We start from the raw sequence: 12,804 nt of genomic DNA, 5'->3' as shown, positions 1-12,804 counted from the left end.
GCGTGAAGGAGATGAAGCGCACCGGCAAGGTCGTGGTCATCGGCTACGACTCGGGCAAGCAGCAGAAGAACGCCATCATGGACGGCAGCATGGCTGGCGCCATCACGCAGAACCCGGTGGGCATGGGCTACAAGACCGTCGAGATGGCAGTGAAGGCCGTCAAGGGCGAGAAGCTGCCGAAGATCGTCGACACCGGATTCTTCTGGTACGACAAGACCAACATCGCCGATCCGAAGATCGCGGCGGTGCTGTACGACTGATCCGCAGGCAAAGATATTGGACTGCGGCCTTGATCTGGTGGCTTTGACTTGCTAACCGCTTGATCTGATTGCAGTTTTTCCGTTAAGGCCAGGAAAAAAGGCGGTGAAGCGCGACAATCGCCGCCTGTATTGCGGAACAGATCCCGAAGTGGAAGGATTTGGCTGTGTTTGAAAGCTAATCCATATTGTCTGCATGCGATCTCGGTGAGGGCCGTGCCGTCGTGATCGCACAGACCTTTCTCCGCGAAGCGCCCTATGACTGAGAGACGACCTGCCACGAGGCTACGCCCCTCGTCTCATTGATTCAGCGGGAATCACAACCGTCGCCGCTTGCCGCAGTAAGGTAGTCAAGCAGTTTTCAGCGACGGCAGCAAAGCAGGCTTCGCATTTCATTCTGCTGCGGAAGGGTGAATTCAGTGGAAGTCCCTGCTCAGGGCACGCGAGTCGTTCCACCACAGCGCGGCCGAGGCCAGCCCCAGGAGCATGCAGCGCTGTAGCGCCAGATTGATACTCTGGTCGGTCGCTAGGAGCGCCGAACCACCGGCGAAACGAGCAGCGAAACGTCGACATCCAGTGCAGTTGCAAGGCGCTCGAGATTGTCGATGGAGATATTCCTCTCCTCCCTCTCGACTGCCCCTACAAACGTCCGATGAAGCCCGGCAGCCTCTGCAAGCTGCTCCTGGGAGATGCGGCGTTCCGCGCGGATGACACGTAGATGGAACGCCACCCTTTGCCTTGCACTTTGCGTTCTTGGTTGAGGTTGGCCCATCCACCAAGAATTGCCTGTCTGGCATTTTTTATCGACAGCGCTAAGATAGCGATTTGATGTGTTTGAGTAGCAAATCAGCTATCCGAGGCGCAGTGAGTAATGTTCGTACGCCTTGATGAACTGTTTGAGTATCAGATCAGCAAGGCATCCGCGACCAAGCTTCACATAGGACTACCAACCTATAGGGCTCATTTTTATGTTTGTGACGATGGATTCGCATGAGGTGAGGATCTCTTCCATGCTGGCCGGTCCCGGTGTGAGATGCTGGAGAGCGGTCAAGTTGAACTTGTCGATCCCCTTCTTCTTCCCGACCTGGGTGGTGCAAGAAGACGACCTCGAGGTCCCGGAGCGAGCTCTGCTGATCTATGAGAGCGACTTCCTCGATCTCTTCGAGAGCGTGGGGCCGCAGTCACTGCGACACCTTCAGTATCTGGCGCCAATGGAGAGCGATCGTGATCGCTGGCAAATTCGGGACATTCGAAAGATCTGGTCGGCAACCAGCGGCGACGCCGATCAAGTCGAACATCTGGTCCTCGAAGATGAGAGCGGAGCGCAGTTCACACACTACTACATGGGCACTTCGTTCAGCATTCGGCATCAGATCTGGCCGGTCAACTGAGCATGGAAATCCCGCTCCTGCTATCCCTCGCTGTCGTCTTGGTTCTTTTCTACTGGGTCTGGATCGCGTCCCCGCGTTCTATCCAGACCGGGCGCGAGCAGTTGCTCCGGGTGCAAAGCCAGGCATCCGGTGCGACCTTCTTCCCGGTCGATCCGCGCCGCATGCTGGGCGATTGGGATGAAACCTGCATCCTGTTCGATCCGGATGCGCGCAAGGCCTGCATCGTCAGCTGCGGAAAGAAAGCCCGGACGGTCGACTTCGAGTACTTCAACACTTGGCAACTCAAGTGGACCGAATACCCCGGAAACCCGGTGCTTCGCTTTCAGCGCGTGCACTTCCTCTTCGAGACCAGTGACTTCGACCGCCCGACGATCCGCGTCGCCGTGCTCTCCAGGTCCGATGGTGAGGCCTGGAACGCCAAGCTCTCGATCCTGATGCCCTGAATACGCTGCTGTGGTCGAGCTATGAGTGACATCCAGTCATCTATCCGCACGATCCAGCAAGTGCTGGCTGCCGCGACTGCGGTCTCGGGTGGGGACCTCGAGGCGGCCATCCTCTGGTACAGGAACGAGCCACTCGCGCTGTTTGATTGCAGGACCGCCGAGTCGCTGGTAGCCGAGGGGCGAGCCGCCGATGTGCTCCATCTCCTTGAGTCCTTCCAGGCGGGGTTTATTGGGTGATGAGGCCCTGCACTTGCCGTCTACCCATGGCAGAAGCGACGCTGATCCAGGATGCCGTTGGCCGCACGGGTGATTCCAGCGATTTGCTGTTCCTGGATATCGACGGTGTTCTTCATCCTGTCGGCGTGGACTACTCGTTCAGCAGCAGGTTCTTCAGCCATTTGCCGCGCCTGGAGGAGATCCTTCGTGAGTTCACGTCTGTGGATGTCGTCATCTCGTCGGATTGGCGACGAGCCGAAAGCATCGAGCAGTTGCAGCGCTATTTCAGTGCTGACATCCAGCATCGGATCATCGGAGCGACGCCGCAGATTGACCCCCATGTAGTGGTCCACCACCGGCGCCAGTTGGAAATCCAGGCCTGGCTCGATGGGAATGGCCGCAGCGACGCGGAATGGGTCGCACTTGACGATTGGCCCTCGAACTTCGAAGCGGGCTTCGCGCGGCTCGTCCTCACCGATCCCAAGCTTGCATTCGATCAAGACAGCTTCCAGGAACTGCGCTCGCACTTCCTGCGGTTTGTGGCCGGCCGATGCTTCGTCGCCACTTCGGCGCACATGAAATGAAACCTCTCACCCCGTCAGGCCCCCATGCGCGACCCGAGCACGAGCAGTCAGCGCCAAAGCTGATGTTCTTCGGCGACCCCCATGGCGACCTCGAGCCCGTGATCGCTGCGGTCGAGCGCTTCCGGCCTGAGGCGATCATCCTGCTAGGCGACATCCAGGCGCGCCAGCCCCTGCACATCGAATTGCGACCGATCTTGAATATCACCGAGGTCGCATGGATCCCAGGCAATCACGACACTGATTCGAATGGTGATTTCGATCACCTGTTTGGATCCGAACTCTCAGATCGCAACCTGCACGGGCGCATCGTAGAGATCGCCGGGTACAAGGTCGCGGGCCTGGGTGGCATCTTCCGCAGCAAGATCTGGGATCCGCGGCGGCCGATCGAAGAGGCGGCGTTCCAATCGAGCGACGCCATGCGCCGCACCATGAAGCGCGAGGAACGGTGGCGCGACGGCATCTCCCGCAAGCACCGGTCCTCAATCTTCCCGGATGAGTACCAGCGGTTGCTGCGGAGCGGACCCGCCGACATCCTGGTGACGCACGAGGCGCCGTCGGCTCACCCGCACGGCTGGCAGGTGATCGACGAGCTCGCCGAGAAGCTCGGCGTCCAGCTGGTGGTTCACGGCCACCACCACCGGTGCATCGACTATGTCGGGGAGGGCTTGATGACCACCGCGGCGCCGTTCCGGGCCTTCGGCGTCGACATGGGCTCGCACCTGGCGTGGCCGCGGAGTCCCCAGGAAGCAGCTGGGTTGGAAAGCCCGCCACAAGACTTACTGAATCTCGCGACCCAAGTGTTCGGCGGAGCAACCGAAGCCTGGTTAAACAAGCCGCACGAACTGCTCGATGGTCAAACGCCGGCGGCGTTCGCGGCCGGGGGTGGCTCTGACAAGGTGCGGTCGATCCTCAACGCGATTCAACACGGCGGTGTCGTATGAGGGCTGGTGGATATGGGCCAGGAGATTCGGGGTGATCCTGTTCCTCGACTTCGACGGTGTGCTGCATCCAGAGGGGGAAGATCACGTCCTCAACGGCAGCGCCGACTTCTGCTTCCTGCCGCGCCTGGAGGCGTTGTTGCGCCAGTTCCCGTTCGTGAAGATCGTGATCAGTTCGTCCTGGCGTGAGCACCTGCTCAACAAGACGCTGCTGAAGCCGTTCTCCAGCGACATCCGGACTCGCATCGTTGGCGTTATCCCTCCTTCGGGCTTTGGCCTTCAGCCGCCGTACAGGAATCGTGAAAGAGAAATCCTCGCCTGGCTCCAGCTTCACGATGCGGTCGACGAGCCCTGGGTTGCGCTCGATGATGCCTACTGGCAGTTCGACCACTGCAAGGACCGCTTGGTGCTGTGCGGCTCGTTCGTCGGCTTCGACGACAAGGCCAGTGCCGAGCTTCGCGCTCGCTTTGAAGGGGCATCTTGATGAAAGTGCTGATTCTTTCCGACCTTCACCTCGAGTTCGCCCCCTTCGAGCCGGTACCTGATCTCGAATTCGATGTTGTCATCCTCGCCGGTGACATTCACTCGCCTGCGAAGCGTGCCGTCCAGTGGGCGGCGGATCGCTTTCGCGGCAAGCCCGTGATTTACCTCCTGGGCAATCACGAGTACTTCGATGGTCGCCTGGACACGACACTGGCCGAGGCGCACCGCGAAGCCGAAGGCAGCAATGTCCATCTGCTCGATGGTGACGAGTTGGTGATCGATGGCGTACGCTTCCTTGGCGCAACGCTGTGGACCGACTTCGCGCTCGCCATCGAGACGCCTGAAGGTCTGGTCAGCGATGCCGGACGCGCAATGAAGATGGCGACCAATCTGCTGAACGACTATGCGCTGATCCGCACGTTCGACGAGTCGGCGGAACCCGATACCTGGCGCTACAAGCAAGGAAGAAAGCTCCAGGCGGCGGACACGCTTCGGATTCATCAGGTGCAGCGAGCATGGCTGCGCGAGAAGCTCGCGGAGCCGTTCTCCGGACCGACGGTGGTGGTGACGCACCATGCACCGCACCGCGGTTCACTTGCGCAGCGCTACGCCGATGACTGGGCCTCAGGCGCCTTCGTCAACGAGCTTCCAGAGGCAATCTTTGAGGTACCCGTGCTCTTCGTCCACGGCCACACGCATCAGTCGTTCGACTATCGAGTCCGCTCTTGCCGGGTCGTATGCAACCCGCGCGGCTACGTGAACTGGAGCGGCAGGATCGAAAATAAGGCATTCGATCCGGGTCTGGTCATAGACGTGAACTCTTCCGCCACTTAAGCAGCTCATGGAACTCCTCACACGCTTTGACCGAACGTCGCAGATCCGTTTGAAATGTCCGGCCAGCGCAGCGACGTGGATGACCGCTTTGTTCTGCGCGGCACAATGCGTCCATGCCAAATATCGCCTCGATACTCAAAGCCGAAATCTCCCGCGTTGCTCGCAAAGAAGTGCGCGCTGAGATAGAAACGCTCAAGAAGGCATCCGCCGCCCATCGGTCTTCGATTGCTGAGCTACGCCGCCAAGTGGATGCGCTCGAGAAGGAACTGCGTCGGGTTGAGAAGAGTTCGAGGCGCCCCACCAGCGCAGTTGCTTCGAACAATGAAGCGACAACAGGCACGAAACGCCGATTCAGCGCAGCCAGATTGGCGGCACATCGCGTGAAGCTTGGGCTGTCCGCAGCGATCTATGGGCAACTGGTCGGCGTGTCCGGGCAGACGATTTACCACTGGGAGCAAGGCAAGGCACGTCCGCGGGTGGCGCAACTCGAAAAACTTGCAGCAGTGCGAGATCTCGGCGCTGGCGAGATTGCAGAGCGCCTGACCACGCGGTAGTCAGAGCTTTTCGCAGATCAGCGAGGGATCGCACAGCGAAGTCAGCTCACCGATGTAAGAGGCGAGCGCCTCCCGGACCGAAGCCTCCCCTGCGTCGCAGCGACTCCCCATGATGATGTTCACGGCAACGTCGATCTTCTTCCAAGGACACACCTTGGATCGAAGCACGTCCAATCCCCATTGGTTCAGCCCTGCTTCGATGATTCGTTCCACGCAGATCACTCGGCCATGAAACGGTTCACGTGCTTCAGGCGGTAGCGCTGCGAGTGCGCGCAGCGCCCGCTTGTCTCCGGTCAGCAGCCGTGTATCCGGCGCTGCGACGAGCGATGCGAGCAGCACCGCCTCGCCAGCGTCGATGCCCAACACGTTTTCGAAATCTCCCAGGCTTTGACTCGCAGGCTCGATCGGCGCCTGCATCAAGGCGATAGCTTCGAGCACACGGTCGGCCGCCTCGACCGCGTGGAACACCCGTCCGTCAAGCTTGCTCTTTGCCTTGATGGCCCGGTACTTCGACGAGGCGAGCGTGGTGCACTCTTGCAGCGGGATACCCATCAACGACGGGATCTCCTCGAGAAGCCCCCAGTGCGCCAGCTTGCACAGCGCGTCGACGTCGATCAGCAGACGCACGCCTCAGTTCGCTCCATCCCAGCCGGTGATCTGCGACACGAGGTCTTGCAGGTCGTCGGCGACGCGGCTGAGATCCAGGTGCGAGCGCAGTTGCTGCAGCAGCGCCCCCTCTGGATCCAGGTCTTCACTGAGGAAGTTCAGCGCCGTCAACGCGGTGGGCCAACGCTTCGTGAGAAAGGCATATCTCAGAACGAAGTGTCCAGCCTCGATACCCACAGCGCCAGCAGCGCCGCGGGCCAGTACCGCGATATCCACGGGCGCGGCCAGCGCTGGCCACTTGGTCACATGCGCCGTCACCTCGTCGCCGCCCAACGTCTGGAGCGCGAAGCTGTCCGCTTCTGCTTCCTGGCCGTCTGTCGACAGCTCGGTTGCATACGTGCTCGTCTCCTGAAGCGATACATCGATGATGGAAGATCCGGGGCGCAGATGCCCCAGTGCGATGTGTCCGATTTCATGCGCCAGGATGAAGCTCAGCCAGGCCCGCGACGACTTCTTCTTCGCGATCACGATGGCCGGACGTCCGCCCAGCTGCAGCGCGGCTCCATCCATCTTGCGCACGCCCACAGGCAGGTGTGGCAAGGGAATGACCGGGATTCCGTGGGCCCAGCACAGGTCCAGAAGGGCACTGAAACCGAACTGACCAGCGCGACCGCGCATGGCCAGTGCGCGCAACTCACTTGGATTTTGGGGCAGCGGAACGTACGGGATCGGCAAGGCGGCCAGCACTGCCTGTGCGAGAGATGACGCAATGAAGCTGGCGGCCGACAGTGAAGACGCCTCGATGTTGACCGAGTGCTTATAGGCAACGCTGGCCATGGCGCCCTTGGGAACGATCTGCCCCAGCAGCAGCGGCTGAAGCTCGACGCTCAGCCGCCTGCTGATGTGCATCGCCAACTCCGCCGCGCCGCCGCGCTCCTTCTCCAGTGCAGGATCCCACCAGTCAGGCAGAAGCCGACGCACTTGCGCGCGCGTCAGGCCGATCGCCGACACGGCTTGGTAGATGGTCTTGGCATCCGGATGGGTCACTGCATGTTCCTGGTTGCCGTCGATGGCGCGTTCTTCAGGACGGGGCCTAACGCCTCGATCAATCGGGCGAGCAAGTCGGCCGTCTCCGGTCGCCCGTCCCAGACACGCTCGAGCGCGTCTCGCACACGAGGATTATCGAGCACACCGCCTATCTCGGTTATGCCATTTTCGAAATCAATATTTGCATAATCCAACAGCGGCCGAATGGCTGCCGTTACGGACTTCGTCCGCCCACTCAAAAATCGGCTCACTGTAGGCTGGCCTACACCTGCAGCCTGAGAAAGTGCATTCACAGAGATACTGTGCCGCTTCAGGTACAGCCTGAGTGCTTCTCGGGCCCGGACAGCTTCCAAGGTGGTGGGCTTTGCTGTTCTTGGCATAACTGCATTATATAATGCATAAAATGAGCACCCCCTCCATCACCGAGCGCGAGTTGCGCCAAGCAGTGCGTTCGCGACTGCTCGCGGACGCCACCAAGTCGGGGGGAAGGCTCTTCGAAGAGTTCGGGATCGAAGGTGGGGATGCACGAGTAGACCTCGCGCTGGTGGACACACAGCTCAGTGCTTTCGAGCTGAAGAGTGATCTCGATTCGTTCGCGCGCCTGCACAACCAGATTCATGCCTACAACCGCGTCTTCGACCGGGTGACGCTGGTCACGGGTCCGGTCTATTCCGAGGCCAGTCTGGCCTTGATGCCTGTATGGTGGGGCGTCTGGTCAGCCGCGCGTCGTACGGACGGTACGCTCTCGCTGCACGTGCTGCGCAAGCCGAAGGTCAATCCAGTACAGGAGCGTCTGAGCATGGCCATGCTGTTGTGGCGCGCCGAATGCATCAAAGCGCTGGCGTCGCATAGGGGCGAGTTGCCTCCCAAGCGGGCCACGAAGTTCGAGTTGCAAGAGATGCTCGCGCGGGAACTCAGCATGCGTACGCTGCGTGATGCTGTCACCGGTTTTCTTCGTGAACGGCAGTTGGGCTTCTTGCCGTCGACTTCGCTCGCGCCGGATGGCCCCTCGGATGCCGTTGCCTTCGCGCTGAACTGCTTGGCATAAGCCGTGGCGGCGTGCCCCGGCAACATGCGGCACACGCCCCGCGCACCGAAACCGCGGCATGGTGCATGCCTGGGAAATCCCGTAATCCAGTGTAAGTAATCGTGACGTACCCTCTAGACACAACGAGTCTGGAGGGACCAATGCCTGCGATATGGAAATACCTGCCCATCCTGAAATGGAAGCAGGGGGAACGGATCGCCTTGAGCAAGCTCACTGGTGCCCAGTGGGATGGAATGGTCCCGCTGATCGAAATCCTCCCCATCGACCCCAAGAAGGGGACGCTCTCCGAAATGCTGGTGCCTTACATCACCAAGATCGGGGGGCAAATGGCCAAATCGATTCCGGAGGGCACGCCAATCGCGATCGACATTCGGTACTTCATGCCTACCTACGCAAAACAGACCCAGGTGCTCACCTCGATCTGCAAGCGGCTCACGGCGCTGACCGGTCGTCAGATCATCCCGGTCATCACGGAGGCGATGGTTGCGCGTCCGGCAGACCTGCCGGACCTCGCCAAGGCCTTCGAGGTCTTCGTGCTCCGGATCCAGACACACGGCGTGACCTCCGACCAGGTCAAGGATTTCGTGAAGGTCGTGGTCGGCGCGGGAATCGCCAAATCGCGGCTTCATGTGCTCGTGGATCAGTTTTCGATCGTGGGCGTCGACCCGGCAGCGTGCGCCGCTGCCGCGCGGCATTATCTTGACGAGGCGCTCGCGGCCGGATGCAGCAGCACCACGCTCGCCGGCGGCTCCTTTCCACTGAACCTCGTGGGCCGCAAGCAAGGGCTCCACGACATCGAGCGCGTTGAATGGAAAGCGTGGAAGGCATTGGTTGCCAAGCCTGCTTACGCGAAAGTTCTCTTCAGCGACTACACCGTAAGCAACCCAGCTCCAGCGCCTGACATCGACCCCACCATGATGAATCCGTCGGTGGCCATCCGCTATGCCAGCGACGGATTCTGGCGCCTGTTCAAGGCTGGCGGCTTCAAGAAAGGGAAGCAGGATCAATACAAGAACCTGTGCATCCTACTCAAAGGCGATCCCGTGTACTCAGGTGCCGCGTTCAGTTTCGGCGACGATTGCTACGACAAAGCATCCGTCGGCGTGCTCGGCAATGGCAACCCGACCAGTTGGCGGCGCGATGCCGCGAGTCACCACCTAGTGTTCACGTCGTCGGCCATGTGAGACAGCGGTACTGATCCTGCCGCCTCCATTTTCCCCAGTGCAGCACTCACGCTCGCACGCAACAGCGCAACGTGCAGTCTCACCCCCCTGCAAACCAACCTTCGAGGAACAGCATGCCCCAACTTACAAAAGCCGATTTGCACTACACGGACTACAGCTGGACGGCCGTTCCCGGAGACGATCCGACCCAAGTCAAGACAGATGCGGATCGGTTGAGCCGCAAGGAAGGTTACGAAGTCCTTGCCTACCTCAACTCGTTTGTCGGGCCGGAGAAGGTCGACCTGTCAAAGGCAACGCGGCTCATCATCGAATGGATCGTGCATGAAAAATTGCCGTCGAATGTTCAAGGAAGAACCAAGGTCACCGCGTGGATCGTTGAAAACTACGTCACCCTGAAACCCAGTTATCCACGGTAGTGAGGGTTTCTCGCGACGGCGTGTCCTCCGGCGCCGCCCCTCAAGATCCTGTGGCGGCTGCGACCTTGACCTTGCCGACCATGCCGGCTTGGTAGTGTCCTGCGATGAGACAGGCGAAATCAAATTCACCCGCACGGTTGAAGGTCCAGACGATCTCGCCGGTCTGGCCAGGCGCGACATGCGCCATGTAGGGTTCGCAATGCTCCATGCCTGGGAACTTCATCATGAGCGCGGCATGTTCGTCGAGTTCCTTCTTCGCGCCGATCACGAACTCGTGCATGACCTGTCCTTCATTGCGAATGGACAGCCGGACGGTCTCGCCTTGCTTGACCTGGATGCGATCAGGTGTGAAGCGCATGCTGTCGCTCATCTTGAATTCCAGCGTTCGCTTGGCCGCGCTCGCATCGCCCGCGATGCCCCAGCTCTTTTGTTCCTTGCGTACCGGTCCGCTCGATGCGTTGTGATCCTCGTCGCCGTGTGCAAGGGCCAGGCCCGAGAACGCCACGGTGCTGGCGAGCAGCAATGTCTTGATCGATTTCATGTGATTCCTTGGGGGTAGTTGGGCTTGTCTGAAATGGGCTCGACGATTTTTCGACCGTCAGTGCGCGAGGATCTTGGAGAGGAAGTCCTGTGCGCGCGGTGCCCGGCTCTCGGGACGCCCGAAGAACTCATCGCTCGAGCAGTCCTCAACGATGCGCCCCTGGTCCATGAAGATCACCCGGTCGCTGACCTGCCTGGCAAACCCCATCTCGTGGGTCACCACCATCATCGTCATGCCTTCGCGTGCGAGCTTCACCATGACGTCGAGCACCTCACCCACCATCTCCGGGTCGAGCGCCGAGGTCGGCTCGTCGAACAGCATGACAATCGGGTCCATCGACAGCGCCCGCGCGATCGCGACGCGCTGTTGCTGGCCACCGGAGAGCTGGCCCGGGAACTTGTCCTTGTGAGTCGACAAGCCCACACGATCGAGCATGCGCAGCCCGCGTTCGACTGCTTCGGCACGCGAGCGTTTGAGCACCTGAACTTGCGCCAGTACGAGGTTCTCCATCACGCTCAGGTGCGGGAAGAGCTCGAAGTGCTGGAACACCATGCCGACGCGGGAGCGCAACTTCGGTAGATCGGTCTTTGGATCGCAGACCTGGATGCCATTGACCGTGATGCTGCCGCGTTGAATGGGCGCAAGTGCGTTGACCGTCTTGATGAGCGTGGACTCGCCAGAGCCGGAAGGTCGGCAGACCCCGCCCACCACGCCTTCACGAACATGGGTGCTGCAATCCGTGAGCACCGCGAACTGGCCGTACCACTTGGAAACGTCGTTGATTTCGATCATTGCGTTCATTCAGATCGCCGCTGCGGCCTTGCGCCGCTGCAGCCAGGTGACCCACCAGGCGCCCGCCGTGCACAGCACCAGGTAGACGACGGCGACCAGGATGTAGACCTCGACCACGCGGCCGTCGCGTTGTCCCACCTTGCTGGCGGCGCCCAGGAAGTCGTTCAGGCTGATCACGTAGACCAGAGAGGTGTCCTTGAGCAAGGCGATGGTCTGGTTGATGAGCGAGGGCGTCATGTTGCGAAACGCCTGTGGCAGGATCACGTGTCGCATGGCCTGCCATGGCGACATTCCCAGGGACTGGGCTGCCTGCATCTGGCCTGCGCGCACGCTGCCGATGCCGGCGCGGATGATCTCGCAGTAGTAGGCGGATTCCGCGAGCACGAACGCCACGAGCGCGGCATAGATCGGCCCGACGCTGAGGTTGGGGTCCCCGGTCACGCTGCGCAGCACCACCGGCATCAGGAAATAGATCCACAGGATCGTGAGGATCAGCGGGATCGAGCGAAACAGGTTCACATACCCCGCCACGAGAGCTGCCACCGGCCGGGGCGCGAAGATGCGGGTGATCGCCAGCAGCGTTCCAAGGCCGATCCCGGCGGCCATGGAGGCGGCGACCAGAAAGGCGGTCATCTGCAGGCCCTGCAGCAGATAGGGCCAGGCGCGCTGGAGGGAGACCCAATCGAAGTCGTAGCCCATCACGCGGCTCCCAGCAATCCAGGCACCCGAACCCGACGTTCGATGCGGCGCATGAGCACAATCACGCCGTAGGTGATCGCCATGTAGATGAACGTCGCCGCAATGAAGGCCTCGAACGGATGGGCGCTGAACTCACTGAGCTGGCGGGTCTGCCCGGTGAGCTCCATGAGCCCGATCGTGAGCGCGACGGCCGAGTTCTTGAAGACATTCAAGAAGTCCGAGGTCAGCGGCGGGATGACGATGCGCAGGGCCTGCGGCAGGACCACGTGCCGGTAAGCCGCCGTGGTTCCTAACCCGAGTGCCATGGCCGCCTGCTTCTGGCTGCGCGGCACCGATTCGATGCCCGCGCGCACCTGCTCGGCCGCCTTCGCCGCCGTGTACAGGGTGAGACCGACCAGCACGGTCAGGAATTGGTTCGCCGTCGGGTTCATCTGCTTGAGCGCATTGCCCCATTCGAGTGGCAACAGCTCCGGCACCACGAAGTACCAGAGAAACAGCTGCACAAGCAACGGCGTGTTGCGAAAACAGTGGATGTACACCGTCGACAGGTACCGTACAGCGCGGTTGGGCAACGTCCTGGCGACCCCGGCGATCAGACCAATGCCCAGTGCCAGTGTCCAGGCCAGCAAAGACAGCGCCACCGTCCACAATAGTCCGCGCAGCAGCATCATGCCGTACAGGCCCTCGCCTGTGACCGAGGGTTTGAAGAAGATCAGCCAATCCCAGCTGTAGTGCATCGTGAAGAGTGCTTGGATGGTTTGTGAGGACGAT

General features: G+C 60.9%; 20 protein-coding genes. 12 read left to right on the top strand and 8 right to left on the bottom strand.

Going from position 1 to position 12,804, the window contains the following annotated elements; all coding sequences use genetic code 11:
• A partial coding sequence (locus ACT6S0_RS11540; protein ID WP_444763994.1) for a substrate-binding domain-containing protein occupies window positions 1-260 on the top strand: 260 nt, incomplete at its 5' end.
• A 523-nt stretch (window positions 261-783) separates the two neighbouring features.
• On the opposite strand, the gene ACT6S0_RS11535 is transcribed toward ACT6S0_RS11540, so the two are convergent.
• The gene (locus tag ACT6S0_RS11535) at window positions 784-1,029 is read right to left on the bottom strand and encodes a helix-turn-helix domain-containing protein (RefSeq protein ID WP_119554455.1); all 246 of its coding nucleotides are present in this window, start codon (window positions 1,027-1,029) and stop codon (window positions 784-786) included.
• 238 nt (window positions 1,030-1,267) lie between these two features.
• Here ACT6S0_RS11535 and ACT6S0_RS11530 point away from each other — a divergent pair, with 238 nt between their 5' ends.
• The 8 genes from ACT6S0_RS11530 (at window position 1,268) to ACT6S0_RS11495 (ending at window position 5,700) form a co-directional block, all read left to right on the top strand.
• Window positions 1,268-1,648 (top strand): hypothetical protein, encoded by a 381-nt coding sequence (locus tag ACT6S0_RS11530; RefSeq protein ID WP_147400445.1) that lies wholly within the window; start codon window positions 1,268-1,270, stop codon window positions 1,646-1,648.
• 2 nt (window positions 1,649-1,650) lie between these two features.
• Window positions 1,651-2,091, top strand: a complete 441-nt coding sequence (locus ACT6S0_RS11525) for a hypothetical protein (protein WP_119554459.1) — start codon at window positions 1,651-1,653, stop codon at window positions 2,089-2,091.
• Between the two features lie 21 nt (window positions 2,092-2,112).
• The gene (locus tag ACT6S0_RS11520) at window positions 2,113-2,328 is read left to right on the top strand and encodes a DUF2384 domain-containing protein (protein WP_119554461.1); all 216 of its coding nucleotides are present in this window, start codon (window positions 2,113-2,115) and stop codon (window positions 2,326-2,328) included.
• Window positions 2,329-2,354: 26 nt separating this feature from the next.
• Complete coding sequence (locus ACT6S0_RS11515; RefSeq protein WP_119554463.1) at window positions 2,355-2,891, top strand: HAD domain-containing protein; 537 nt, start codon at window positions 2,355-2,357, stop codon at window positions 2,889-2,891.
• 62 nt (window positions 2,892-2,953) lie between these two features.
• The gene (locus ACT6S0_RS11510) at window positions 2,954-3,832 is read left to right on the top strand and encodes a metallophosphoesterase (protein ID WP_444763993.1); all 879 of its coding nucleotides are present in this window, start codon (window positions 2,954-2,956) and stop codon (window positions 3,830-3,832) included.
• 31 nt (window positions 3,833-3,863) lie between these two features.
• Window positions 3,864-4,313 carry an HAD domain-containing protein gene (locus ACT6S0_RS11505; RefSeq protein WP_119554466.1) on the top strand — a complete coding sequence of 150 codons (450 nt, stop codon included), beginning with the start codon at window positions 3,864-3,866 and terminating at the stop codon, window positions 4,311-4,313.
• Window positions 4,313-5,146, top strand: a complete 834-nt coding sequence (locus tag ACT6S0_RS11500) for a metallophosphoesterase (RefSeq protein WP_119554468.1) — start codon at window positions 4,313-4,315, stop codon at window positions 5,144-5,146. Before ACT6S0_RS11505 ends, ACT6S0_RS11500 begins: the two co-directional genes overlap by 1 nt.
• Window positions 5,147-5,259: 113 nt before the next feature.
• A complete protein-coding gene (locus ACT6S0_RS11495; protein WP_444763992.1) occupies window positions 5,260-5,700 on the top strand; it encodes a helix-turn-helix domain-containing protein in 441 nt (146 codons plus the stop codon).
• Here the strand turns inward: ACT6S0_RS11495 and ACT6S0_RS11490 are convergent, their stop codons facing one another.
• The 3 genes from ACT6S0_RS11490 to ACT6S0_RS11480 are packed head-to-tail and all read right to left on the bottom strand — an operon-like array spanning window position 5,701 to window position 7,733.
• Entirely contained in the window at window positions 5,701-6,327 is a 627-nt protein-coding gene (locus ACT6S0_RS11490; protein WP_119554471.1) for a hypothetical protein, read from the bottom strand.
• Window positions 6,328-6,330: 3 nt separating this feature from the next.
• Window positions 6,331-7,353, bottom strand: coding sequence for an ImmA/IrrE family metallo-endopeptidase (locus ACT6S0_RS11485; RefSeq protein ID WP_119554473.1), 1,023 nt, complete (start codon window positions 7,351-7,353; stop codon window positions 6,331-6,333).
• On the bottom strand, window positions 7,350-7,733 hold the full coding sequence (locus tag ACT6S0_RS11480; RefSeq protein ID WP_434057694.1) for a helix-turn-helix domain-containing protein: 384 nt from the start codon (window positions 7,731-7,733) through the stop codon (window positions 7,350-7,352). Before ACT6S0_RS11480 ends, ACT6S0_RS11485 begins: the two co-directional genes overlap by 4 nt.
• A 23-nt stretch (window positions 7,734-7,756) precedes the next feature.
• Here ACT6S0_RS11480 and ACT6S0_RS11475 point away from each other — a divergent pair, with 23 nt between their 5' ends.
• From ACT6S0_RS11475 to ACT6S0_RS11465, 3 genes are all read left to right on the top strand, one after another.
• Window positions 7,757-8,401, top strand: a complete 645-nt coding sequence (locus tag ACT6S0_RS11475; protein WP_119554475.1) for a sce7726 family protein — start codon at window positions 7,757-7,759, stop codon at window positions 8,399-8,401.
• A gap of 140 nt (window positions 8,402-8,541) precedes the next feature.
• Window positions 8,542-9,585 (top strand): beta family protein, encoded by a 1,044-nt coding sequence (locus ACT6S0_RS11470; protein ID WP_119554477.1) that lies wholly within the window; start codon window positions 8,542-8,544, stop codon window positions 9,583-9,585.
• 113 nt (window positions 9,586-9,698) lie between these two features.
• Complete coding sequence (locus ACT6S0_RS11465; protein ID WP_119554480.1) at window positions 9,699-10,001, top strand: hypothetical protein; 303 nt, start codon at window positions 9,699-9,701, stop codon at window positions 9,999-10,001.
• A gap of 40 nt (window positions 10,002-10,041) precedes the next feature.
• Here ACT6S0_RS11465 and ACT6S0_RS11460 read toward each other — a convergent pair whose 3' ends face one another.
• The 4 genes from ACT6S0_RS11460 to ACT6S0_RS11445 are packed head-to-tail and all read right to left on the bottom strand — an operon-like array spanning window position 10,042 to window position 12,770.
• A complete protein-coding gene (locus ACT6S0_RS11460) occupies window positions 10,042-10,542 on the bottom strand; it encodes a cupredoxin domain-containing protein (RefSeq protein ID WP_119554482.1) in 501 nt (166 codons plus the stop codon).
• 57 nt (window positions 10,543-10,599) lie between these two features.
• Window positions 10,600-11,334, bottom strand: coding sequence for an amino acid ABC transporter ATP-binding protein (locus ACT6S0_RS11455; RefSeq protein ID WP_444763991.1), 735 nt, complete (start codon window positions 11,332-11,334; stop codon window positions 10,600-10,602).
• A 9-nt stretch (window positions 11,335-11,343) separates the two neighbouring features.
• Window positions 11,344-12,033 (bottom strand): amino acid ABC transporter permease, encoded by a 690-nt coding sequence (locus ACT6S0_RS11450; RefSeq protein ID WP_119554486.1) that lies wholly within the window; start codon window positions 12,031-12,033, stop codon window positions 11,344-11,346.
• Entirely contained in the window at window positions 12,033-12,770 is a 738-nt protein-coding gene (locus tag ACT6S0_RS11445; RefSeq protein WP_119554488.1) for an amino acid ABC transporter permease, read from the bottom strand. Before ACT6S0_RS11445 ends, ACT6S0_RS11450 begins: the two co-directional genes overlap by 1 nt.
• Between the last annotated feature and the right edge of the window lie 34 nt (window positions 12,771-12,804).

Source organism: Roseateles sp., assembly GCF_052436255.1.
GTDB lineage: Bacteria > Pseudomonadota > Gammaproteobacteria > Burkholderiales > Burkholderiaceae_C > Pelomonas.
This window is presented reverse-complemented; position numbering and strand designations above follow the sequence as displayed.

Excerpts from the sequence above, each read along its gene's own strand:
- ACT6S0_RS11510 (WP_444763993.1), top strand. The coding sequence starts at position 2,954 with ATGTTCTTCGGCGACCCCCATGGCGACCTCGAGCCCGTGATCGCTGCG.
- ACT6S0_RS11495 (WP_444763992.1), top strand. The coding sequence starts at position 5,260 with ATGCCAAATATCGCCTCGATACTCAAAGCCGAAATCTCCCGCGTTGCT.
- ACT6S0_RS11520 (WP_119554461.1), top strand. The coding sequence starts at position 2,113 with ATGAGTGACATCCAGTCATCTATCCGCACGATCCAGCAAGTGCTGGCT.
- ACT6S0_RS11465 (WP_119554480.1), top strand. The coding sequence starts at position 9,699 with ATGCCCCAACTTACAAAAGCCGATTTGCACTACACGGACTACAGCTGG.
- ACT6S0_RS11530 (WP_147400445.1), top strand. The coding sequence starts at position 1,268 with ATGCTGGCCGGTCCCGGTGTGAGATGCTGGAGAGCGGTCAAGTTGAAC.
- ACT6S0_RS11455 (WP_444763991.1), bottom strand. The coding sequence starts at position 11,334 with ATGATCGAAATCAACGACGTTTCCAAGTGGTACGGCCAGTTCGCGGTG.
- ACT6S0_RS11500 (WP_119554468.1), top strand. The coding sequence starts at position 4,313 with ATGAAAGTGCTGATTCTTTCCGACCTTCACCTCGAGTTCGCCCCCTTC.
- ACT6S0_RS11475 (WP_119554475.1), top strand. The coding sequence starts at position 7,757 with ATGAGCACCCCCTCCATCACCGAGCGCGAGTTGCGCCAAGCAGTGCGT.
- ACT6S0_RS11480 (WP_434057694.1), bottom strand. The coding sequence starts at position 7,733 with ATGCCAAGAACAGCAAAGCCCACCACCTTGGAAGCTGTCCGGGCCCGA.
- ACT6S0_RS11470 (WP_119554477.1), top strand. The coding sequence starts at position 8,542 with ATGCCTGCGATATGGAAATACCTGCCCATCCTGAAATGGAAGCAGGGG.
- ACT6S0_RS11450 (WP_119554486.1), bottom strand. The coding sequence starts at position 12,033 with ATGGGCTACGACTTCGATTGGGTCTCCCTCCAGCGCGCCTGGCCCTAT.
- ACT6S0_RS11445 (WP_119554488.1), bottom strand. The coding sequence starts at position 12,770 with ATGCACTACAGCTGGGATTGGCTGATCTTCTTCAAACCCTCGGTCACA.
- ACT6S0_RS11525 (WP_119554459.1), top strand. The coding sequence starts at position 1,651 with ATGGAAATCCCGCTCCTGCTATCCCTCGCTGTCGTCTTGGTTCTTTTC.
- ACT6S0_RS11535 (WP_119554455.1), bottom strand. The coding sequence starts at position 1,029 with ATGGGCCAACCTCAACCAAGAACGCAAAGTGCAAGGCAAAGGGTGGCG.
- ACT6S0_RS11460 (WP_119554482.1), bottom strand. The coding sequence starts at position 10,542 with ATGAAATCGATCAAGACATTGCTGCTCGCCAGCACCGTGGCGTTCTCG.
- ACT6S0_RS11515 (WP_119554463.1), top strand. The coding sequence starts at position 2,355 with ATGGCAGAAGCGACGCTGATCCAGGATGCCGTTGGCCGCACGGGTGAT.